Annotated in this window: 16 protein-coding genes and 1 tRNA gene; 11 read left to right on the top strand and 6 right to left on the bottom strand. The window is 60.5% G+C overall.

Going from position 1 to position 20,146, the window contains the following annotated elements:
• The first annotated feature begins 149 nt into the window (after positions 1-149).
• From RDK48_RS06440 to RDK48_RS06425, 4 genes are all read left to right on the top strand, one after another.
• On the top strand, positions 150-1,145 hold the full coding sequence (locus RDK48_RS06440; RefSeq protein WP_298996341.1) for an efflux RND transporter periplasmic adaptor subunit: 996 nt from the start codon (positions 150-152) through the stop codon (positions 1,143-1,145).
• Complete coding sequence (locus RDK48_RS06435) at positions 1,142-3,007, top strand: ATP-binding cassette domain-containing protein (RefSeq protein ID WP_298996343.1); 1,866 nt, start codon at positions 1,142-1,144, stop codon at positions 3,005-3,007. Before RDK48_RS06440 ends, RDK48_RS06435 begins: the two co-directional genes overlap by 4 nt.
• 70 nt (positions 3,008-3,077) lie before the next feature.
• Positions 3,078-4,205 (top strand): ABC transporter permease, encoded by a 1,128-nt coding sequence (locus tag RDK48_RS06430; RefSeq protein ID WP_298996345.1) that lies wholly within the window; start codon positions 3,078-3,080, stop codon positions 4,203-4,205.
• Entirely contained in the window at positions 4,202-5,362 is a 1,161-nt protein-coding gene (locus tag RDK48_RS06425; protein ID WP_298996348.1) for an ABC transporter permease, read from the top strand. The genes RDK48_RS06430 and RDK48_RS06425 overlap by 4 nt, the downstream gene beginning before the upstream one ends.
• A 97-nt stretch (positions 5,363-5,459) precedes the next feature.
• Here RDK48_RS06425 and RDK48_RS06420 read toward each other — a convergent pair whose 3' ends face one another.
• Positions 5,460-6,203: a potassium channel family protein gene (locus tag RDK48_RS06420; RefSeq protein ID WP_298996351.1), complete on the bottom strand. Its 744-nt coding sequence runs from the start codon at positions 6,201-6,203 to the stop codon at positions 5,460-5,462.
• A 166-nt stretch (positions 6,204-6,369) separates the two neighbouring features.
• Here RDK48_RS06420 and RDK48_RS06415 point away from each other — a divergent pair, with 166 nt between their 5' ends.
• Positions 6,370-6,861: a hypothetical protein gene (locus RDK48_RS06415; RefSeq protein WP_245170839.1), complete on the top strand. Its 492-nt coding sequence runs from the start codon at positions 6,370-6,372 to the stop codon at positions 6,859-6,861.
• A 122-nt stretch (positions 6,862-6,983) separates the two neighbouring features.
• Here the strand turns inward: RDK48_RS06415 and RDK48_RS06410 are convergent.
• The 4 genes from RDK48_RS06410 to RDK48_RS06395 all read right to left on the bottom strand — a co-directional run bounded on the left by RDK48_RS06410 (position 6,984) and on the right by RDK48_RS06395 (position 9,511).
• A tRNA-Thr gene (locus tag RDK48_RS06410) sits at positions 6,984-7,059 on the bottom strand.
• A 111-nt stretch (positions 7,060-7,170) separates the two neighbouring features.
• Positions 7,171-7,764, bottom strand: coding sequence for a ribosome biogenesis factor YjgA (gene yjgA / locus RDK48_RS06405; protein ID WP_298996372.1), 594 nt, complete (start codon positions 7,762-7,764; stop codon positions 7,171-7,173).
• A 10-nt stretch (positions 7,765-7,774) separates the two neighbouring features.
• The gene (locus RDK48_RS06400; protein ID WP_298996375.1) at positions 7,775-8,668 is read right to left on the bottom strand and encodes a UbiA-like polyprenyltransferase; all 894 of its coding nucleotides are present in this window, start codon (positions 8,666-8,668) and stop codon (positions 7,775-7,777) included.
• A gap of 9 nt (positions 8,669-8,677) precedes the next feature.
• Positions 8,678-9,511 carry a MogA/MoaB family molybdenum cofactor biosynthesis protein gene (locus tag RDK48_RS06395; RefSeq protein ID WP_298996378.1) on the bottom strand — a complete coding sequence of 278 codons (834 nt, stop codon included), beginning with the start codon at positions 9,509-9,511 and terminating at the stop codon, positions 8,678-8,680.
• 213 nt (positions 9,512-9,724) lie between these two features.
• On the opposite strand from RDK48_RS06395, the gene queF reads away from it, so the two are divergent.
• The 6 genes from queF to RDK48_RS06365 all read left to right on the top strand — a co-directional run bounded on the left by queF (position 9,725) and on the right by RDK48_RS06365 (position 17,341).
• Positions 9,725-10,228: a preQ(1) synthase gene (queF, locus tag RDK48_RS06390; protein ID WP_192113672.1), complete on the top strand. Its 504-nt coding sequence runs from the start codon at positions 9,725-9,727 to the stop codon at positions 10,226-10,228.
• A gap of 170 nt (positions 10,229-10,398) precedes the next feature.
• Positions 10,399-12,162 carry a murein biosynthesis integral membrane protein MurJ gene (murJ, locus tag RDK48_RS06385; RefSeq protein WP_298996382.1) on the top strand — a complete coding sequence of 588 codons (1,764 nt, stop codon included), beginning with the start codon at positions 10,399-10,401 and terminating at the stop codon, positions 12,160-12,162.
• 34 nt (positions 12,163-12,196) lie between these two features.
• On the top strand, positions 12,197-13,339 hold the full coding sequence (locus RDK48_RS06380; RefSeq protein WP_298996385.1) for a hypothetical protein: 1,143 nt from the start codon (positions 12,197-12,199) through the stop codon (positions 13,337-13,339).
• Between the two features lie 9 nt (positions 13,340-13,348).
• Positions 13,349-14,743 (top strand): signal recognition particle-docking protein FtsY, encoded by a 1,395-nt coding sequence (gene ftsY, locus RDK48_RS06375; RefSeq protein WP_298996387.1) that lies wholly within the window; start codon positions 13,349-13,351, stop codon positions 14,741-14,743.
• Between the two features lie 57 nt (positions 14,744-14,800).
• Positions 14,801-15,925 carry a glycerol dehydrogenase gene (locus RDK48_RS06370; RefSeq protein ID WP_298996390.1) on the top strand — a complete coding sequence of 375 codons (1,125 nt, stop codon included), beginning with the start codon at positions 14,801-14,803 and terminating at the stop codon, positions 15,923-15,925.
• A gap of 348 nt (positions 15,926-16,273) precedes the next feature.
• On the top strand, positions 16,274-17,341 hold the full coding sequence (locus RDK48_RS06365; protein WP_298996393.1) for a hypothetical protein: 1,068 nt from the start codon (positions 16,274-16,276) through the stop codon (positions 17,339-17,341).
• A gap of 178 nt (positions 17,342-17,519) precedes the next feature.
• Here the strand turns inward: RDK48_RS06365 and clpB are convergent, their stop codons facing one another.
• On the bottom strand, positions 17,520-20,123 hold the full coding sequence (gene clpB, locus RDK48_RS06360; protein ID WP_298996396.1) for an ATP-dependent chaperone ClpB: 2,604 nt from the start codon (positions 20,121-20,123) through the stop codon (positions 17,520-17,522).
• Positions 20,124-20,146 lie beyond the last annotated feature (23 nt).

Here is a 20,146-nt window from a genome sequence, read left to right as displayed (position 1 = left end):
CTCGCCGAAATCAACTATTGTATTGTATGTGTTGTGCCGCATGGACAAGCCCCCCTCCTCTAGCTATTCTGCCAGGTAGCGGGGCAACTGCCCCGTCATAAAATTATCTGGCGCGGTACTGCTTGCGGTGAATGCAAGCTGGGAGGAATATGACTGTTCCCCGTAAGATTCTGATTTTTTGCGCGGCGCTGGCTGTGCTGTTGCTGGTTGTATTATTGTGGAAGTGGCTGCGGCATGATGGAGATCAGCTTGTGCTGTATGGCAATGTGGATATACGGCAGGTTGACCTGAGCTTTCGCGTTAACGGGCGCATTGCAAAAGTGCTTGTTGACGAAGGCGATGCCGTCGCCCCCGGTCAGGCACTGGCCCGGATTGACGATGATCTGCTGACCCAGCAGCGCGATCAGGCCGCCGCAGAACTTGAAAGGCAGCAGGCCTCCCTGTTGCGTCTTGAGCGCGGCTACCGCGTGGAAGAAATCGCTCAGGCCCGCGCTGCGGTGAGCGGCTCTGCCGCCCTGGCAGAAAACGCGCAAATCAACCTGAACCGCGTGGCGGCCATGCGCGTTTCCAACGCTATTTCGCAAAAAGATCTGGACAACGCCCGCGCCCAGTACAGCGAGGCCAGCGCCAAGCTGCGTTCCAATCAGGACCAGCTGGACATGCTGCTTTCCGGCTACCGGGAAGAGGAAGTTCTGGCGCAAAAGGCCGCTGTTGCCGCTGCTGCCGCAGCCCTCAATCATGCGGAAATCCAGTTGCGCGACGCAGTGCTTGCCGCGCCGCAAAAGGGCATTGTGCTGACCCGCGCCCGCGAGGCCGGGGCCATAGTGCAGGCCGGGCAGACCGTGTACACCCTCACCCTTGCCGACCCCCTGTGGCTGCGGGCCTATGTGGACGAACCCAATCTGGGGCGCGTCAAACCCGGCATGCCTGTGAAGATTCTGGTGGACGCAGCGCCAGGAAAGAGCTTTCCCGGCACGGTGGGCTTTATTTCGCCCACGGCGGAATTTACCCCCAAGACCGTTGAAACGCGCGAGGTGCGCACGGCTCTGGTCTACCGGCTGCGCGTACAGGCGCAGGATCCGGAAAACGTCATGCGGCAGGGCATGCCCGTGACAATTATTTTGCAGGATACGCCCGCGCCATGAGCGACAACGCCGCCGATGCCCAGGCCGTCTGCCTGGAGGGGTTGGTCATGCGCTTCGGCAAGGGGCGCGAGGCCGTCACCGCTCTGGACGGCGTGAACGCGGTCATCCCCGCCGGGCGCATCACCGGGCTGGTGGGGCCTGACGCGGCGGGGAAAACCACGCTCATGCGCATCATGGCGGGTCTTATGCCGCCAAGCGAAGGGCGCGCAAACCTCTTTGGGCAAAGCCCGGCAGAGCTTATGCGCAGCCAGCCCAACAGCATTGGCTACATGCCGCAGCGCTTTGGCCTGTATGAAGATATTTCCGTCATGGCCAACATGCGGCTGCATGCCAGCCTGCGCGGGCTTGAAGGGGCAGAACGCGACCGCGTGTTTGAAAAGTTGCTGGGATTCACGAACCTTGCCCCTTTTACCGAGCGCCTTGCGGGCAGATTGTCTGGCGGCATGAAGCAGAAACTGGGCATCGCCTGCGCTCTGCTAGGGGCGCCGCGCCTGCTGCTGCTTGACGAACCCGGCGTGGGCGTTGACCCGCAGTCGCGCCGTGAACTCTGGCGCATGGTGCAGGATTTGAGCCAGGGAGGCATGACGGTTGTGTGGTCCACCGCCTATCTGGACGAGGCCGAGCGCTGCCCCGGCGTGATCATGCTGGACAGCGGGCGTGTACTGTTTGCCGGGCCGCCGGAGGAACTCACCGCGCGGGCCGAAGGGCGGGTTTTTCTGCTGCGGGCCGATGCGGGAATGCATAAAAAGGAATTGACCCTCTGGACCATGCGCTCGGGCATTGAAGATGCCCTTATTCAGGGCAGCCGCATCCGGCTTGTGCTGGCGGCAAATGCCCCTGACAATCTGCGGCGCGAGGTGTTGGCCCGTGGCGGCGAGGCCGTGGCCCCACGGCTGGAAGACGCCTACATGAGCGCCGTTGGCGGCATCAACCAGAGCCCTTCGCCCTACGGCAAACTGAATGTGTCCCACAACGGCGGCAACCACGCGGGCACTCAGGGCAGTGGCGGTGGCAGCATTGCTCTGGCGCCAGAGGGCGCGGCAGGAGCGCCTCCCTCGGCTGCCGCTTCGTCAGATGCGGCTTCGTCCTTTGCTTCCGCTGATTCCGGCCCGACTTTTTCCATCTTGGCCCGCAACCTCACCAAACGGTTTGGCGCATTTGTGGCGGCGCGCGATATCTCCTTTGATGTGCGGCCCGGTGAAATTTTTGGCCTGCTTGGGCCCAACGGGGCGGGCAAGTCCACCACATTCCGCATGCTCTGCGGGCTTTCGCGCCCCACATCCGGCAGTTGCGCCGTGGACGGGGTAGATCTGCTGCGCGCGGGCAGCGAGGCCCGCTCGCGTCTGGGCTACATGGCGCAGAAGTTTTCGCTGTACCCGGATATTCCCGTGCGTGAAAACATCAATATTTTTGCCGAGCTGTATGGTCTGTCCAAGGAACGGCGCAACGCCCTTTTGCCCGAGCTGGCCGAGGCGCTTGAATTGCAGCCCTATCTGCGCAGCCGCACAGGCTCGCTGCCGCTTGGGCAAAAGCAGCGGCTGGCCCTGCTGTGCGCCACCCTGCACGAGCCGCCCGTGCTGTTTCTTGACGAGCCGACCTCTGGCGTGGACGCGCGCACCCGCCGGGATTTCTGGAAGCACATTTCCGCCATGACCACAGCCGGGGCCGCTGTGCTGGTGACGACCCACTTCATGGAAGAGGCAGAATACTGCGACCGCATCGCGCTGATCTACCGCGGTGCCATGATCAGCATGGGAACACCGGACGAACTCAAGGCATCCTGCACCGAGGTGGAAGACCCCACGCTGGAAGAAGCCTTTATTGCCAACATTGAAAGATACGACAGGGAGCATCCGCAGTAGCAGGCCGCGAGACAGAAGATTTTTTTCGTAAGGTTCTGCTGCCCGATCCACAACAAACGGCCCGGCACACATGCAAAGCAATATCTGGTTACGACAGCTTTTTGCCCTGGTGGGCAAGGAATTTCAGCAGATCGTGCGCGATCCCTCATCCTATCTTGTGGCCGGGGTTTTGCCTTTCATCTTTCTGCTGCTCTTTGGCTACGGCATTACCCTGGATGCGGGCGTGCTGCGGGTGGCTGTGCTGGATCAGAGCGGCGGGCGGCATTCTTTGAGCCTTGCGGCGGATTTTGCCCACTCCCCGTGGTTTGCCACGCGCCCTGTGGGAACCATGGCCGAGGCCGGGCGTATGATGCGCGATTCTGTGGTGCAGGGCATACTGGTGATCCAGCAGGATTTTGACGAGCAGCTTGAGCGCGGCAGTGCCGGGGCCGTGCAGGTGCTCGTGGACGGTTCAGAACCCAATACGGCCCAGTATATCCAGAACTACAGCCAGGGGCTGATTATGGCCTGGCAGCGCACGGCCTTGCCGGATGGCGTTGCAGCAGCGCTGCCCATCAATATTCAGCCGCGCTTCTGGTACAACCCTGCTGCCAAGAGTGTGCAGTTTCTTGTGCCGGGGGCCATAACCGTTATCATGACGCTTATCGGCACACTGTTGACCTCCCTGGTATTTGCCCGCGAGTGGGAACGCGGCACCATGGAGGCCATGTTCGCCACGCCAGTAAGCCGCATGCAACTGCTGCTGGGCAAACTGATTCCGTATTTCTGCATGGGCATGTTCAGCATGGCCCTGTGCGCGGTGGCGGCGGTGACGCTCTTTGCCGTGCCGTTTCGCGGCTCCTTGTGGGTACTTGTGCTCTTGTCGTCCGTATTCATGCTGAGCGCGCTGGGTCAGGGGCTGCTGATTTCCGTAACACTGCGCGGGCAATTGGTGGCGGCTGAAGCGGGATTGTTCTCCGGCTTTTTGCCCGCATTGCTGCTCTCGGGCTTTGTGTTTGACATCAACAGCATGCCGCCCGTGCTTCAGGCCCTGACGCGGCTTTTGCCCGCCAGCTACTTCAATACCTGTTTACGTACCATTTTCCTGACCGGGGACGTGTGGGGCGTGTTTGGCCCCAGCCTGCTGTTCATGGGGCTGCTGGCCTCGGTATTGCTGGGGCTGGTGTACCGCAACCTTGTCAAAAGGCTGGACGCATGATGGTTAGGATAACGCTGCCCCGTCTGAACCTGCGGCGCATGGCGACCATTGTGCGCAAGGAGCTGCTGGTTCTGCTGTGCAACAAGGTTTCGCGCATGCTCATTATTGTGCCGCCGCTCATGCAGATTGTGGTGTTTGGCTGGGCGGCCACCATGGAAGTGCGCAATGTGGATGTGGCCGTGCTCAACCATGACAGCGGCAACTGGAGCCGCGAGATCGTACGCAGGCTACAGGGGTCGCATACCTTCCGCAGCGTGACATTTCTGGATGGCGAGGCGGATATTCGCCCGACTATCGAGCGGCAAAAAGCCCTGTTTGTCATGGTGTTTGATGATGAATTTTCCCGCAGGGTCGATGCAGGTGCGCCAGCGCAGATGCAGGTGATACTTGACGGCAGGCGCTCCAATGCGGCGCAGATTGCCTCCTATTATCTTGAAACCATTGTGCGCGGCATTGGGGAATCCACGCCACGGGGGCAAATGGCGCTCGGCGCTGCAACTGACGCAGGCGGAGCGCCCAAGCTGGATGTGCGCGTGCGCTGCTGGTTCAATCCCAATCTGGAATTTCAGTGGTTCTTTTTGCCCAACCTTATAGGCATGCTGGGCTTTATGCTGGGGCTGGTGGTGACGGGGCTTTCCGTAGCGCGGGAGCGCGAGGTGGGCACCTTTGACCAGTTGCTGGTTTCTCCGGCCACCCCTACGGAGATTGCCCTTGCCAAATTAGTGCCGGGTTGTCTGGTGGGGCTGGTGCACGGCACAATTTTTCTGCTCATATCTATTTTCGGTTTCGGGGTGCCGTTTACCGGCTCTCTGGTGCTGCTCTATGTGGCCATGCTGGTTTTTGCCATGGCTTCGGGCGGGGTGGGGCTGATGGTCTCGTCGTTATCTGCCACGCAGCAGCAGGCCTTTCTGGGGGCCTTTACCGTAGGGGTGCCGTGTATTCTTATTTCCGGCGCGGTTACGCCCGTCATCAACATGCCGCCATTTTTGCAATACGCCAGCCAGCTGAACCCCATGCGGCATTTTACCACCATTGTGCAGGGGGTTTTTCTGAAAGATATCACCGTGGCTGCGGCAGCGGTGAGCCTTGGCAAGATTGCCTGCATCAGCGCGGTGGCTGTGGGCGTTGCCGTGTGGATGTTCAAGCGCAAGGCCTGAGCGGGTGGTCTAAGCGCCCCTCATAAGGCGTGCATAAATCAGGCTGGCCGTGTGCTGCTGACCTCTGGCGTGAAGCTGGTGCAGAATCAGGATGAGGTCAGGCTTCCGGCGGTTTTTTGGCGGAAGATGATTGCGGAGAGCGCGCAGGCAGCGGGGCTGGTTTTTTTGTGGGGGCAACGGTGCTGCGCGGCGTGCGGTGGGCCCTGCCCACGATAAGGGCAATAACAACAATGGAATAGAGATAGCCGGTAAAACCCACAAGCACTGTGGCATTTTTGGCAATCCAGGTTTTAGGCGTAATATCGCCGTAGCCGATGGTGAGGATGGTCACGTAGCTGAAGTAAAACAGGTCGTTGGCCGCTTGGTCGCCCGCGCCCAGCCCTTTGAAAGAACCCGGCTGATGGAACTCGATGGACAGAAACAGAAAATAGCCGCAATAGCCAATGAGCAACAGGCCGCACACCGCAGCGTAGACGATTTTGGTCGTAAACATCTGCGCGTGGGATATCTGCCGGAATACCTCAAACATGATGCTGCCGAAAAAACACAGATAGAGCAGCAGCAATTCCTCTTTCATGGTCTTGATAAAAAACAGATCCATGGCCCGGCCCACAATGAGCAGTGCGCCGAAAAACAGGACAAGCCGCAGAATGCGCGGTTTGAACTCAAAAAGTACAAGAGCAGCAAGCAGCTGGATAGGCAGATAGATTGCCTGCGCCGTGCCCCGGTAGATGTTTTCTGGAAATATGATGTTCAGAATGAACACGCACCACAGCGAGAGCATGAGCAGTTCAAAACGATTTTCGTAAAGTCGGGCGCGCAGTGCTCGTAGTTTCAGCATACTATCCTCATCTCGCGCATACTACAGGTATGAATCTTCTCCGGCAAGAGGGCGCGCGTCCTTATCGCGCAGATATCCGCCGCCCAGGTATCCGCAGCATGGCGTGTGGACAGGCAAGCCGGAGAGCCGTACACTCCGGCATCCTAGGAATGCAATGGAGACTGCCATGCCCCAGAAATTTATCCGGCTTGTTATGCGGGGTTTACCCCTGCTTGTGCTGACGGTTCTGCTTGCAGCGCAGGCGCAGGCCGCGCCCCTGACAACAAAATATTACAGCCTTGATCTGCCCGCGGACTGGGTGGTGGTGAATGGCCCCACCAAGGTGCAGGAAGCCGTGCAGGTTGTGATGGGGCAGAAGGATCACAAAAGTTCTGCGCTCATTATTGTGGGGCCTGCCAATGCTGGCGAGGCCGAGCAGGCCGCCAGGGGCAATGCCAAACGCTTGCAGGGTTCAACGCCTGTTTTTCGCAGCAATGGCCAGTGGGAATTTACTTTTGAGCAGAAGGGCGTGAAGGGCTACGGCATTGTGCGCGAGGATGCGCAGTCCAAGCTTTTGCTCATGCTCGTGATCAGCGGCGATGCGCGCATGGCAAACTTTGTGTACAGCATGCGCGGCCCGTACCGGGCCTTGGTGCCGCAACCGCCGCAGCTTCCCTGATGTGCAGATGTATACAGGTTTTGGCCGTCCGCAGGGGCGGCTTTTTTTGTCTGAAATCTCTGGCAGGCGGGGATATAAAAAAAAGGACTTGCGGATTTCTCCGTAAGTCCTTTGATTCTTTGTGGAGCCCTTGAGCAGGATTGAACTGCTGACCTCATCCTTACCAAGGATGCACTCTACCGACTGAGCTACAAGGGCGTAGCAACGAAGAAAGCTTCTATCCTAACCGTAGGTGATCGTCAAGCATTCCTGCGCAATTTTTTTATTTTTATGAAAAAGCACAGGGTTGGAAGGCCAAAATCACCGGGATTACGCCTTCAGCATGCCGTGGATGGCGCGAAAAAGCGCGCGCCGGGCCTGCGGGGAGGTGTTCTCCGCAGTTTCCTTGCGGGCGGCAAGGGTCATGGTCATGAGTTCATCCTGGCTTGGCAGAGCGGCCTTGCCCGTGGCCTCTGGCTCTTCTGCGTCCTGCTCTGGCAGTGCCCTTGCGGTCAGCAGGGTTGCCACCAGGCCCGCAAGTTCTCCCTGGTCAGCGCTCAGCAGGCGGTCGCGCCACTGCTCTGCCTGATGCAGGGCCGCGGTGGCTGCTGCTGAGACCTCGCGACGGGCATCCAGCATGGCGCGGATGGGCGCGGGGTCAATCTCGCGCATGACGCGGCCAATAAACTGCATCTGGCGGCGGCGGCCTTCGTGGTCGCCTATGCGGGCGTAAAGTTGCAGCGCTTCCCTGAGGTCTGCGGGCAGGTCAAGGTTTTTGACTTCCTGCGGGCCAAGGCGCGTCAGCTCTTCGCCCATGTTTTGCAGGGCAAGGCTCTGGCGTTTTTTTTCAGAGCGGCTGGGCGGCAAGTCAAAGCCTTCCGCCTCGTCGCTGGATTTCCATTGGTACTGTTTTTTGCGCGGCATTGCCTCTCCGTCAGATATAGATGCCCAGCAACACGCCAGCCAGCACGACCGGCGAAATGATGCCGTTGATGGTAAAAAAGGCCGTGTTCACATGGCGCAGATCCTGCGGCTTCATGAGCCTGTGCTCCACAAGCAGCATGACGCTGATGCCGAACCACACCACGTACCATGGCCAGGAAAGCCCGGCGGCAAAGCCCGCCAGCAGCAGAAAGATGGACGTCATGGCGTGCGAAAACGCGGCCAGCGTCAGGGCCGTATCCGGCCCAAAAGAAGCAGGCACGGAATGCAGCTCAAAGGCCACGTCAAAATCCATGTCCTGAAATGCATAGTAAATGTCAAATGCCGCCACCCAAAAGGTAACAGCCCAGAACAGCAGCACAGCCGCAAGGCCAAGGCTTGCGGGATTGACCGAAAGCCAGCCAGCCAGCGGGGCAAGACCCAGCGTCGCGCCCAGCCAGAAGTGGCACAGGGCCGTAAAGCGCTTAAGCAGGCTGTATATGGCCGCAAAGAGCAGCGCAGGCACGGAAAGCCACAGGCAGACAGTGTTCAGCGCCGCGCAGGAGGCAATAAAGATAACTGCCATGAGCGCGCAGAAGGCCCATGTCTGCCCCTTGCTGATAACGCCCGTTACCAGGGGGCGACCCTGTGTGCGCGGGTTGTCGCGGTCAAAGGGCAGATCGGCCAGCCGGTTGAAGGCCATGGCGAATGAGCGCGCCGCGATCATGCTGATGGTCAGAAAAATCAGGCTGCGCGCAGAGGGCAAGCCGCGTGCTGCCAATACCGCCCCTGCCCAGGCGTAGGGCAGCGCAAAAATGGAATGTTCAATCTTGATCATCCGGCAAATGTCGCCAAACTGGCCAAAAGGCGTGGAAAGCCTCATGCCGGAACGCGGAAAAAAGCCCATGTGTTCTCCTTAACCGCCGCAGTCGGCGGGGTCGCCCTGCAATTTGGCAAGGGCGTGGGGCAGGGCGGGCAGTACGGCGGCAAGGTTTTCCACAACGGCCTTGCGGCTGCCCGGCAGGTTGATGATGATGCTTTGCCCCAGTGTGCCCGCTGCCGCGCGCGAAATAACCGCGTGGGGCGTTTTGGCAAGGCTGGCGGCCAGCATGGCCTGAGTAAAGCCCGGCAAGGGCGTATCGAGCAGGGCGGCAGTGGTTTGCGGCGTGATATCACGCGCCGAAAGCCCGGTGCCGCCGGTGGTGCATATAAGGTCAAAACCCTGGCTCAGGGCAAGCTCCGTCAGCAGGGCGCGCAGTTGCGCGGCTTCATCCGGCAGCAAAAATCCCTGGCTGTGGCTCAGCGGCATGGCGGAGCCGACCATTTCAGCAATGGCGGGGCCGCTCAAATCCAGCCGCTGGCCGCGCGCGCCTTTGTCCGACAGGGTTATCCAGGCAAGGCTGTAGCCGGTTTTTCTGGCGGTTACTTCCAGCGGGCCTTCGGGCAGATCCGTCAGAGCAGTCAAAAACAGGCACTGCACCGCGTGGCTCGCCTGCCACGGCTCCTCCCCGTTGCCGCCGGGGGGTGCAGTGTTGGGCGGCAGGGGCATCCAGGCGCGCCCTGTAACCTTGAGCAGGGCTGTGCCGCAGGCCCCGCAAAAGCATGTGCCCACCCGCAGGTGGGGCATTGCCCATGGCTCGGGCATCATGAGGCCGTGGCTGCGGCAAAAATCGGTATCCGTGGCGGCAACAGGCAGCAGGGGCAGACATTGGCCCCGCTTGCAGGCGTGTACGTGCAGCAGGATGTTCATACGTTGCTCCGGGGAACTGGCCGATGGCTGGTATCGGATTGGAGTGGGCAATAGATTATTGTAGCCGTAAGCGCAATGGGTTACAAGTCTGATACGCGCCTGCGTTTGCGCAGCCAGTGAGGCCTTTCGCCTGCGCATGGCGCGTCCGCCGCCCCGGCGGCCCCCCAACGCTGTACGGCAGCGTCATTTCCGTGTATTTTAAGGAGTATCCCCATGAGTACCCGCAGCCAGGATCAGACCCAGGACCTGAAGGTTCTTGGCACAGGCCGCCTTCAGTCCCCGGAGGGCGGCCCCAGCGTAGCCCTGCTGGAGGCCTTTCCCAACTGCTTTCCCCAGCGCCCCTATGTGATCAGCATCAGCTTTCCCGAATTTACCTCGCTCTGCCCGGTGACCGGCCAGCCTGACTGCGGCACCATCACGGTAGAGTACATTCCTGACGAGCTGTGCGTGGAATCCAAGAGCTTCAAGCTCTATATGTTCGCCTTCCGCAATCACCAGTCGTTTATGGAAACCATCACCAACAACGTGCTGGAAGACCTGCGCACCCTGCTCAATCCCTGCTGGTGCCGTGTCAAGGGGCTGTTTGCGCCGCGCGGCGGCACGCGCATCCACGTGTTTGCCGAAACCTTCAAGGACACCATGCCCGAAGAGCAGAACCGCCTTGTGCGTGAAGCCGTGGCTGCGTGGAAGTCCGAACCCGATCCGCACCGCCCGTAGCTGTAACACTTTTGCTTCCGGCGGCACAAGGGCTGTTAAAAGCCTAGCGCCGCCGGAAGTGGAATATCTTTGTTGCAAACAGCTTGCAGGCCACTTGTTTTGACGTGAGCGCGCCCAGAACTGCCGGTGGCGCGCTGCCCTGATTTTTTGCATGGCTGAAACGAGGAACAATGATCGCTTCTGAAAGCGGCTGCGCGCACGGCAAGGGTGGGGAATCCTCCCCGTCTTGCGCTTCTGGCCCTGCCGAGCACGGCCCCGGGCATTCTGGCGGCATTGCGCGCACGGCGGCCCTTTTGGGCGGCTTTGCCCTTGTTTCGCGTGTGCTTGGCCTTTTGCGCGATATGAGCATGGCCTGGCTTGTGGGCGGCGGCGCTGCCGCCGACGCACTGGTGGCTGCCATGCGGCTGCCCCATGTGCTGCGCCGCATGCTGGGCGAAGGCTCGCTTTCCATGACCCTGACGGCAAGCCTTGTGCATCTGGAGCGCATGGGCGCATCGCCCGACCATGCTGTGGGGCCAGAGCGCAGCCGCAGTATGCGCCTGCTGGCCCGCGCTCTGGCCGTGAGGCTTGGCCTTGTGCTGACCCTGCTCACAGTGCTTGGGCTGGTGGCCACCCCATGGCTTACTGATATTCTGGCTCCCGGTTTTTATGGGCCGGAACGGCAGGAGGCCATATACCTGCTGCGCATCTGCCTGCCCTATACGCTGGCGGCGGGCATGGCTGCTCTGGGCATGGCCATTTTGCACAGCCTTGGCGTGTTCTGGCTGCCCGCTGTTTCTCCTGCCCTGTTTAATATTGTCATTCTGTGTTTTGCAGGAGCGGCTGCCTTGGGCCTGCTGCCTGCGGCTCCAGCTCTGGCTGTGGGCATGCTTTGCGGCGGTATTGCGCAATGGCTGGCGCAGTGGCTGGCAGTGCGGCGTTTGCTGCCTTTGCGTAAAGCCGGGCCTGACGAAGGGCCGGATATCGCGCAGGGTAACGCAGGCGGGAACGAATCCTCGCTGCAAAAGCGCGCGGCATCCCTTGCCTGGAACTGCCTTGGCCGTCTGCCCGCGGGCCTGCTTGGGGCATCCGCACCGCAACTTGCCATGCTGGCAGCCATGTCGCTGGCGTCCAGCCTGGGCCGAGGGCAGGTGGCTGCTCTCTACTATGCCGAACGCCTGCTTGAACTGCCCCTTGGACTGGTGGGCGTGTGTCTGGGCATGGCAAGTCTGCCCACATTAAGCCGCCTTGCAGCTGCCAGAGAATTTTCGCTTTTTTCGGATCAGTTGCGCACGGCCCTGCGTTTGACCCTGCTGCTGAGCCTGCCCGCCGCCACAGGATTGTGGGCCGTGGGGCCGCGTCTGGTGGAAGGTCTGCTGCGGCACGGCGCCTTTGGCGACAATGCGGCTTACGAGACAGGTCTCGCCCTGTGGGCCTATTTGCCTGGTCTGCCCGCCTTTGCCGTCAACCGCTCCCTGCTGGCGGCCTGCAACGCGCTGGGCGAGGTGCGGCGCACGGCGGTCAGCGCTGTGTGGGCCGTGGTTGCTACGCTTGCGGTCGGGGCCGCACTGGTCCATAGTCTTTCGGGCAGTCTTGGCGTCATGGCTCCGGCACTGGCCGTAAGCCTTGGCTTGTGGCTGCAATGCGGCTTTTTGCTGTGCATTCTGGGCAGGGCGCTGAAAAAAAGTTCCGCTGGCGCGGCATCCGCCAGCGCATGTCTGCCTTCGGCGTGTGCGGTACTGCGTCAATGTGCCGCTGCTGCGGCCACGGCCCTTGCCGCGTGGCAATTGCTGGAACTGCTGCACGGGCGCGGCATCTGGTTGGGGCTTGCCCTTGCCATTACTGGCGGCGCAACGGCCTGGGCTGTTTGTCTGTTTGTTCTGCGCGATGCTGATGCCCTTGCGGCTGCCAGCGCACTGGCGCACCGTCTGCATGGCAGACCACACCAACAGTAAGGAGCGCGGGGGCGTGGCTCTCGCGGCAAAGCATATGCCCAATATCTCTCACGTTCTGCGACGCAGACTTGCCCTGGCTGCATGGGGGGCGGCCTTGCTGCTGTTCCTGCTGCTTGGCGTCTGGAATGTCAATGAGGACAGGCAGGAGGCGGAAAACCGCCTTGGCAGCGAGGCCGGACGTACCGCAGCGCAACTGGCGGCGCTGCTTTCCCTGCCCGCCTGGGAGCTGGACGAACTGACCGCGCGCACCATTGTTATGGCGGCCATGACCGATGAATCCATTTACGCCATCAAGGTGCAGACACCGCGTGGCATGCTGGAAGGGCAGCGGCGCAACTACCAGTGGGAACCCATTCCCTGGGACGATGAAATTGCGGAAAACAGCGTGCAGGGCATGAATCCGCTCAAGATGGAAGGCCGCCCCGTGGGGTCGGTGGAAGTGTACCTTTCGCCCCGCATTACTGATGAAGACCTGGCCCTGAAGGCCCGGCGGGAAGTGGCGCGTTTTTGCCTTTCCGCCCTGTTTTCAACCCTGGTCTTGCTGGCCCTGTTCTGGCACTGGGGAGATCTGGCGCGGCTGAAAGCTTTGCTGCTGGAGCGTACCGCGCCGCACGGCACTGCGGCGTCCGGCGAACCTGCTGCGGATTCGTCTTCTGTGGCATCCCCGGAGCCAGGCTTTGCAGATATTTTTGAATCAGGCTCCGCTGGTGATAATACAGCCCGCAGTCATGAGGCATCACCGCAGCCAGCCGCAGAGGCGCAGGGCGGAAGCGCCGCGCCCCTGAGCGAAGATATCGCAGCCGGGGCTGTTGTGAGCGCCGAGCTTGGGCGGGCCTTTTTGTTGCGCCGCCCCGAAGCCTGGCGCGTTACGGCGGGCATGTTCGGCAGAACGTTTGCCCCTGCCCCTGATCTACTGCTGCGCCTCTATGCGCTGGAAGATGCCGATAACCTGTGCCGCCTTGGGCGGATTCTTGAAAAAGCAGCGCCCTGCGTGGGCGCGGAGCGGCTGGCCTCTACCGCGCATGCAATGCAGTGGGCCGTGAATGATACAGACGCCGCTTCTGCGGCTCTGGCCGTGGAAGAATGCGTGCTGGCGTTGCGCGAAGTGCTGGGAGCGCTGGAAACACAAACGGCCCGCAAGGAAAGCAAACCCTCGGTGCAAGAGGGCGGAAGATAAGGAGATCATATGGGTTTTTTCTCTGCCATAAAAAAAATGTTCGGCGGCGCGGAAGATGCGGCCAATGCGGCGCATGAAGCGCCCGCAGAAATTAGCGCAGATGCAGGCGCAGCTGGTGTTGCCGCAACTGAATCCCTTGCAGAACCTGCTGCGAAACCTGCGGCAGAAGCCACTGCCCAGCCCTTTGCGGCATCTGCCGCTGATGAGGCCCTGACCCTGCGGCTGCGCGAGGCCGAGCCACGGCTTTCCGTATGGCTTGGCATCGTGCTTGAGGGCGTGGATGAGGCGGGCGACCTGTTGTGGCAGCGTCTGTTCTTTTTGCTGCGGGCCCTTGATGCCCCGGAGGCCGAAGCGCAGAACTTTGTGCGTGATTTTCAGGAATGGCTCGCCCGCATGGATTATCGGCAGGTGGAGGAATTCCGTTCTGAATTGCAGTATCGTCTGGCTCTCGCCCTTGATATGGAAGACGAAGAGGACGAGCGCAACCGCCTGTTTCTCAAGATCAGCCAGGGGCTTTCGCGTACCCGCGAGCAGTTTTCCAAGGGGCTGGACGCGTTGTTTGCCGGGCATGGCGAACTGGACGACGCCTTCTGGGAAGAACTGGAAGAACTTTTTATCATGGCCGATCTTGGCTACGAACCCTCCATTGAACTGGTGGAGCGTCTGAAAGAGCGCGCCCGCAAGGAAAAGGTTACGGAATCCACCAAAGTGCGCCAACTGCTCATGGCCGAAGTGGAAGAGATCTTTCGCGCGCCGCGCCGCATCGCAGCCGTTAACCAGCCCGAAGTTGTGCTGATGATCGGCGTCAACGGCGTGGGCAAGACCACCACCATTGCCAAGCTGGCCCATCGCGACCGCATGCAGGGCAAAAAGGTCATGATTGCCGCCGCCGATACCTTCCGCGCCGCCGCCATTGAGCAGTTGCAGGTCTGGGCCGGGCGCGTGGGGGCGCTGTTCCATGCGCGCACCGCTGGTTCAGACCCTGCCGCCGTGGCTTACGAGGCTATGGACCGTGCGCTTCAGGAAGGTGTGGATGTGCTCTATGTGGACACCGCAGGCCGCTTGCAGACCAAGGTCAACCTGATGGAAGAGCTGAGCAAGATCCGTCAGGTGCTGGGCAAAAAGCATGCGGGCGCGCCGCATCGCTCCATTCTGGTAATCGACGCCACCACCGGGCAGAACGCCCTTTCGCAAACCAAACTGTTCAAGGAAGCTGCGGGCATTGATGAACTCATCATCACCAAGCTCGACGGCACGGCCAAGGGCGGCGTAGCCATTGCCGTTGCCATGCAGCATCACCTGCCCATCACCTATGTGGGCCTTGGCGAAAAAATGGAAGACCTGCGCCCCTTCAGCGGCGAGGATTATGCCCGCGCCCTGCTGGGTGTGAAGGAAGATGCGTAGGCCCAGTCAGGATTCAAACCTGCAATGCCGGCGCAATTGCCGGAAGCGGAGCATGCCATGAGAAGAGCGTTTATCTGTCCGTCCAAGTATGTGCAGGGCGAGAACGAACTGCTCAACCTTGGGTATTTTGTGCGGCAGTACGGCACAAAGGCCTTGCTGGTAGCCACGGAAAGCAGCGTGAACAGGGTGCGCCAGACGCTGGACGCCACAGCGGCCAAATTTGGCGTGACCTTTGTGGAAACGGAATTTCAGGGCGAATGCTCGCGCGTTGAAATCGCCCGTCTTGGTGAGCTGGCGCGTCAGCATTCCTGTCACTGCACCGTGGGGCTTGGCGGCGGCAAGGCGCTGGACACGGCGCGTTGCGTGGCGGCGGGGCAGGGGGTCATTGTGGTGCCCACCACAGCGGCTACGGACGCGCCCACGAGCCATTCTGCGGTGATCTACACGCCAGACGGCGAAATGGAAGACTACGCCTATTTTCCCCGCAATCCCGATGTGGTGCTGATGGATGTTTCCATCATTGCCGCTTCGCCGGTGCGCTATCTGGTGTCGGGCATGGGCGATGCCCTTTCCACCTATTTCGAGGCGCGGGCCAACGTGCGTTCGTGCGCCCCCGTAAACGCGGGACTGCCCTGTGGCGCGCGCACGGGCGACTGCCCCCCGGCCAGAGGGACCCTTGCAGCGCAAGCCCTTGCAGCCACCTGCTACCGCACCCTGCTGGAAGACGGCTACAAGGCCGTGCTGGCCAGTCAGGCCAAGATGGCGACGCCAGCGCTGGAAAACATCATTGAAGCCAACTCCCTGCTTTCCGGCCTGGGCTTTGAGAGCGGCGGTCTGGCGGCAGCCCACGCCATCCATGATGGCCTGACCGCGCTGGAAGAAACTCACACCTACCTGCACGGCGAAAAGGTCGCTTTTGGCACGCTGGTGCAACTGGTGCTGGAAAACGCCCCCACGGAAGAACTGGACGAAGTGCTGGGTTTTTGCACCTCAGTGGGCCTGCCTGTGTGCCTGAGCGATATAGGCATCACGGACATCAGCCCGGAAGCCCTGCGCAAGGTGGCCCGCAAGGCCTGCCTGCCCGAAGAATCCATCCACGCCATGCCCTTTCCCATTACGGAAGAGAGCGTAGCTGCGGCCATTATGGCGGCGGACGCGCTGGGCAATGCATTCAGAAGCTAAAAGCATCCTGAGGCGCACGCCGCCAGGGCTGAAATTGTCAGCAAGAGAAGGGGGATTCCTGCACGGGAATCCCCCTTCTGCGTATTTGCAGGGCAACCCTGAGAAGTCCGATCTCCATTTATCCCCGGCTGCGGTGCATTTTGCCGTTTTTGGGCAAGTGAGGGGGCGTTACTTCACAGCTCAACAAGATATGAAAACCCCCGTTGACTTTCCCCCGCACTGGAAGGTTACGCTGGTCTGAAATAACCATTTGAGCATCTAGCAGGTGCTGAAAATACATCTGAAAGGGTTTGTGGGCCGATATGTATTTTTTGGGGATTGTTTACGTTTAACGCCTGGAGTCGTGTGATGAAAAAAATTTGCCTTGCATTGTTTGTCAGTTGCTTTGTCTTTGCATTTACGCTCAGCCAGTCGGCCAGTGCCGCTACAGAGCTGAAGCACTGGCCTGCACCTGTGAAAGAACAGCTCGACAAGGTGATTGAAAAAAATGCCAATCAGGGCAACTTTGCCGTTTTTGACATGGACAACACGAGCTACCGCTATGATCTGGAAGAATCCCTGCTGGCCTACATGGAAATGAAGGGCGCGCTCTCCCGCGAAAAGCTGCCCCAGGAACTGCGCCTTATTCCCTTCAAGGATACCAAGGACTTCAAGGAAGGTCTGGTCAGCTATTACTACCGTCTGTGCGAAACGGAAGACCTCATCTGCTACCCCTGGGTTGCCCAGGTTTTTGCTGGCTTTACGCTTAAGGAACTCAAGGGCCATGTGGACGGCCTCATGGAATACAAAAAGCCCCTCAAGGCCAAGTATTACAGCGGTGACACCGTGAAAGAAGCCAGCATCAATCCGCCCAAGCCCTTCACCGGCATGCAGGAACTGTACGCCAAGCTGATGGAGAACGGCATCAACGTGTACGTTATGACCGCCGCCAGTGAAGAACTGGTGCGTATGGTGGCCAGCGACCCCAAGTATGGCTACAACGTCAAACCTGAAAATGTCATCGGCGTCACCATGCTGCTCAAGGATCCCGCCAACGGCGCCCTGACCACCTCGCGCCTCCAGATCGAAAAGGGCCAGTACGACCAGAAAAAGAACCTTGATATGCTGCTCACCACCTACCTCATGAATCCCATGACCTGGTACGAAGGCAAAATGGGCACCATCCTCGGCTACATCGACCAGTGGAAAAAGCCCATCATCGTGGGTGGCGACACGCCCATTTCTGACGGTTACATGCTGCTGAACGGCGTGGACGTGGAAAAGGGCGGCGCGCGCGTGTGGATCAACCGCAAAGACAGCGCCATGAAGAAGATGGAAGGCATGTGGACCAAGGCCGCTGCCCGCCAGAAGGAACTGGGTCAGCCCGTCACCGCCGACAAAAACTGGCTTGTGGTCAAGCCCGAAGAAATTCAGTAGCCCAAAGCGCGCTGGCGGTTCCACCGCCTGACGCCGTGATCTGACATTCAGCAGGATATTCCGCCAGATATCCCGCGCAACCTGTCCCGCATCCCTACCCCCCAATAAGTGAGGCCCACACGAAATGGTTCGTGTGGGCCTCATGATTTTAGTCTGCTAAGCTGTGATCAGTGTGCGCTTACTCGGCCTTGAAGGTGAGCTTGTCGTCCGCAGCATCCACAGTGACGCACTGGCCATCGCGGATTCTGCCGCCCACCAGCTCCTTGGCAAGCGGGGTTTCCACAGCCTGCTGCACGTAACGCTTGAGGGGCCGCGCGCCGTACACAGGGTCGTAACCGGCATCGCCAATAAACTTGCGGGCCGCATCAGTAAGCTCAAGCCTGATCTTGCGGTCTTCAAGCCGCTTGCGCAGCCGATTGACCTGAAGATCCACAATGCGGGCGATCTGGTCGCGCCGCAGGGGCAGAAAGACCACGGTTTCGTCCACGCGGTTGAGGAACTCGGGGCGGAAGTGCGCCCGCAGATCCTCCATGACCCTTTCCCTCGCGCCTTCCTTCAGCGTACCGTCGGCAGAGATGCCGTCCAGCAGGTGCATGGAGCCGATGTTGGAGGTCATGATGACTATGCAGTTGCGAAAGTCCACCGTGCGTCCCTGGCTGTCCGTAAGGCGTCCATCATCCAGCAGTTGCAGCAGGGTGTTGAACACATCGGGGTGCGCCTTTTCAATCTCGTCAAACAGAATGACGGAATAGGGCTTGCGGCGCACGGCCTCGGTAAGCTGCCCGCCTTCGTCATAGCCCACGTATCCTGGAGGCGCGCCGATGAGCCGCGACACGGAGTGCTTCTCCATGTATTCGCTCATGTCCAGCCGCACCATGTTGTCTTCCGTATCAAAGAGCGCCTCGGCCAAAGCCTTGGAAAGCTCGGTCTTGCCGACGCCCGTGGGGCCAAGGAAGATGAACGAACCAGTGGGGCGAGCCGGGTCGGAAAGTCCCGCGCGGGCGCGCAGCACGGCATCGGCCACGGCTGTGACGGCCTCATCCTGACCCACCACGCGCTCGTGCAACTGGTCGCCCAGGCGCAGAAGTTTTTCGCGTTCGGATTCAAGCAGGCGCGTTACCGGAATGCCCGTCCATTTGCCCACAATTTCGGCCACGTCGTCGGGGCGCACTTCTTCCTTGAGCAGACGCGGGCCTTCGTGTTCCGAACCAGCGCCGGAAGCGGCGGCCAGCTTCTTTTCCAGCTCAAGCAGTTTGGAGTACTTGAGTTCTGCGGCCTTGTTGAGGTCATAGGCGCGCTCGGCCTGCTCAATGGCAAGCTTGGTCTGCTCGATCTGCTCCTTGATTTCGCGCACATGGTCGATGGAGCCTTTTTCGCTCTCCCACTGTTTGCGCATGTTGGCCTGCTGGGCGCGCAGGTCGGCCAGTTCGTTCTCAAGCTTTTCAAGGCGTTCGCGCGAGGCGGCGTCTGTTTCACGGCGCAGGGCTTCGCGCTCGATTTCAAGCTGCATGACCTTGCGGTTCACTTCGTCCAGATCAGCGGGCAGCGAGTCGATCTCTGTGCGGATCATGGCTGCGGCCTCGTCAATAAGGTCAATGGCCTTGTCCGGCAGCTGACGGTCGGTGATGTAGCGGTGTGAAAGAACCACCGCTTCAACAATGGCAGAGTCGCTGATGCGCACGCCGTGGTGCACCTCGAAACGCTCCTTCAGCCCGCGCAGGATGGAGATGGCGTCTTCCACCGTGGGTTCTTCAACCATGACGGGCTGGAAGCGGCGCTCCAGAGCCGGGTCTTTTTCAATATATTTGCGGTACTCGTCCACCGTGGTTGCGCCGATGCAGTGCAGCTCGCCGCGCGCCAGCATAGGCTTGAGCAGGTTGCCCGCGTCCATGGCCCCTTCTGTTTTGCCCGCGCCCACGATGGTGTGCAGTTCGTCGATGAACAGAATGATCTGTCCCTCGCTCTTTTGCACCTCGTTGAGTACGGCTTTGAGGCGTTCCTCAAACTCGCCGCGGTATTTTGCGCCTGCTATGAGCGCGCCCATATCAAGGGCAAAGAGCTTGCGGCCCTTGAGGCCCTCCGGCACGTCGCCCTTGACGATGCGGAAGGCCAGACCTTCCACAATGGCTGTTTTGCCCACGCCCGCCTCGCCTATGAGCACCGGGTTGTTCTTGGTGCGGCGCGAGAGAATGCGGATAACGCGGCGGATTTCGGAATCGCGGCCAATGACCGGGTCCATTTTGCCCTGACGGGCTGCTTCCACGAGATCGCGGGCATACTTGGTCAGCGCTTCAAAGGTGTCTTCGGGGCTGGCGCTGGTCACGCGCGCGCCGCCGCGCAGCTCTTCCATGGCTGCCACAAAACGGGCGCGGGCGATCTTGTATTCCTTGAAAACTTCGCCAAGGGGCGAGGAGGGCGCAACATCGGTAAGCGCGGCAAACAGGTGGTCAACGCTTACGTATTCGTCCTTCATGCGGTTGGCTTCGTTCTGCGCGTCGCCCAGAATTTTTGCCAGCCGCTGGGTAATCATGATCTTGCTGGGATCCATGCCGCCGCCGGAAACAGAAGGCCGCTTGCGCAGCGCGCCCTCGATGGCAACGCTGAGGGCCTTGGGCTGTACGCCCATCTGTTCCAGAATGCGCGGCACGATGCCGTTTTCCTGCTGTACAAGGGCCAGGGCCAGATGCTCGGCATCCGTCTCCTGATGGCCCATGCCTGCGGCAATGCTCTGGGCCTGCCCCACAGCCTCGCGGGCTTTATCCGTAAATTTGTTGATGTCCATAAGCTTCCTCCACACGCGCCCGC

It is taken from the genome of uncultured Desulfovibrio sp. (assembly GCF_902477725.1).
Classification (GTDB): Bacteria; Desulfobacterota; Desulfovibrionia; order Desulfovibrionales; family Desulfovibrionaceae; genus Desulfovibrio.
This window is presented reverse-complemented; position numbering and strand designations above follow the sequence as displayed.

Bases quoted from the DNA above. Each gene is read 5' to 3' on its own strand.
- RDK48_RS06440 (WP_298996341.1), top strand. From the start codon at position 150: ATGACTGTTCCCCGTAAGATTCTGATTTTTTGCGCGGCGCTGGCTGTG.
- RDK48_RS06435 (WP_298996343.1), top strand. From the start codon at position 1,142: ATGAGCGACAACGCCGCCGATGCCCAGGCCGTCTGCCTGGAGGGGTTG.
- RDK48_RS06430 (WP_298996345.1), top strand. From the start codon at position 3,078: ATGCAAAGCAATATCTGGTTACGACAGCTTTTTGCCCTGGTGGGCAAG.
- RDK48_RS06425 (WP_298996348.1), top strand. From the start codon at position 4,202: ATGATGGTTAGGATAACGCTGCCCCGTCTGAACCTGCGGCGCATGGCG.
- RDK48_RS06420 (WP_298996351.1), bottom strand. From the start codon at position 6,203: ATGCTGAAACTACGAGCACTGCGCGCCCGACTTTACGAAAATCGTTTT.
- RDK48_RS06415 (WP_245170839.1), top strand. From the start codon at position 6,370: ATGCCCCAGAAATTTATCCGGCTTGTTATGCGGGGTTTACCCCTGCTT.
- yjgA (WP_298996372.1), bottom strand. From the start codon at position 7,764: ATGCCGCGCAAAAAACAGTACCAATGGAAATCCAGCGACGAGGCGGAA.
- RDK48_RS06400 (WP_298996375.1), bottom strand. From the start codon at position 8,668: ATGGGCTTTTTTCCGCGTTCCGGCATGAGGCTTTCCACGCCTTTTGGC.
- RDK48_RS06395 (WP_298996378.1), bottom strand. From the start codon at position 9,511: ATGAACATCCTGCTGCACGTACACGCCTGCAAGCGGGGCCAATGTCTG.
- queF (WP_192113672.1), top strand. From the start codon at position 9,725: ATGAGTACCCGCAGCCAGGATCAGACCCAGGACCTGAAGGTTCTTGGC.
- murJ (WP_298996382.1), top strand. From the start codon at position 10,399: ATGATCGCTTCTGAAAGCGGCTGCGCGCACGGCAAGGGTGGGGAATCC.
- RDK48_RS06380 (WP_298996385.1), top strand. From the start codon at position 12,197: ATGCCCAATATCTCTCACGTTCTGCGACGCAGACTTGCCCTGGCTGCA.
- ftsY (WP_298996387.1), top strand. From the start codon at position 13,349: ATGGGTTTTTTCTCTGCCATAAAAAAAATGTTCGGCGGCGCGGAAGAT.
- RDK48_RS06370 (WP_298996390.1), top strand. From the start codon at position 14,801: ATGAGAAGAGCGTTTATCTGTCCGTCCAAGTATGTGCAGGGCGAGAAC.
- RDK48_RS06365 (WP_298996393.1), top strand. From the start codon at position 16,274: ATGAAAAAAATTTGCCTTGCATTGTTTGTCAGTTGCTTTGTCTTTGCA.
- clpB (WP_298996396.1), bottom strand. From the start codon at position 20,123: ATGGACATCAACAAATTTACGGATAAAGCCCGCGAGGCTGTGGGGCAG.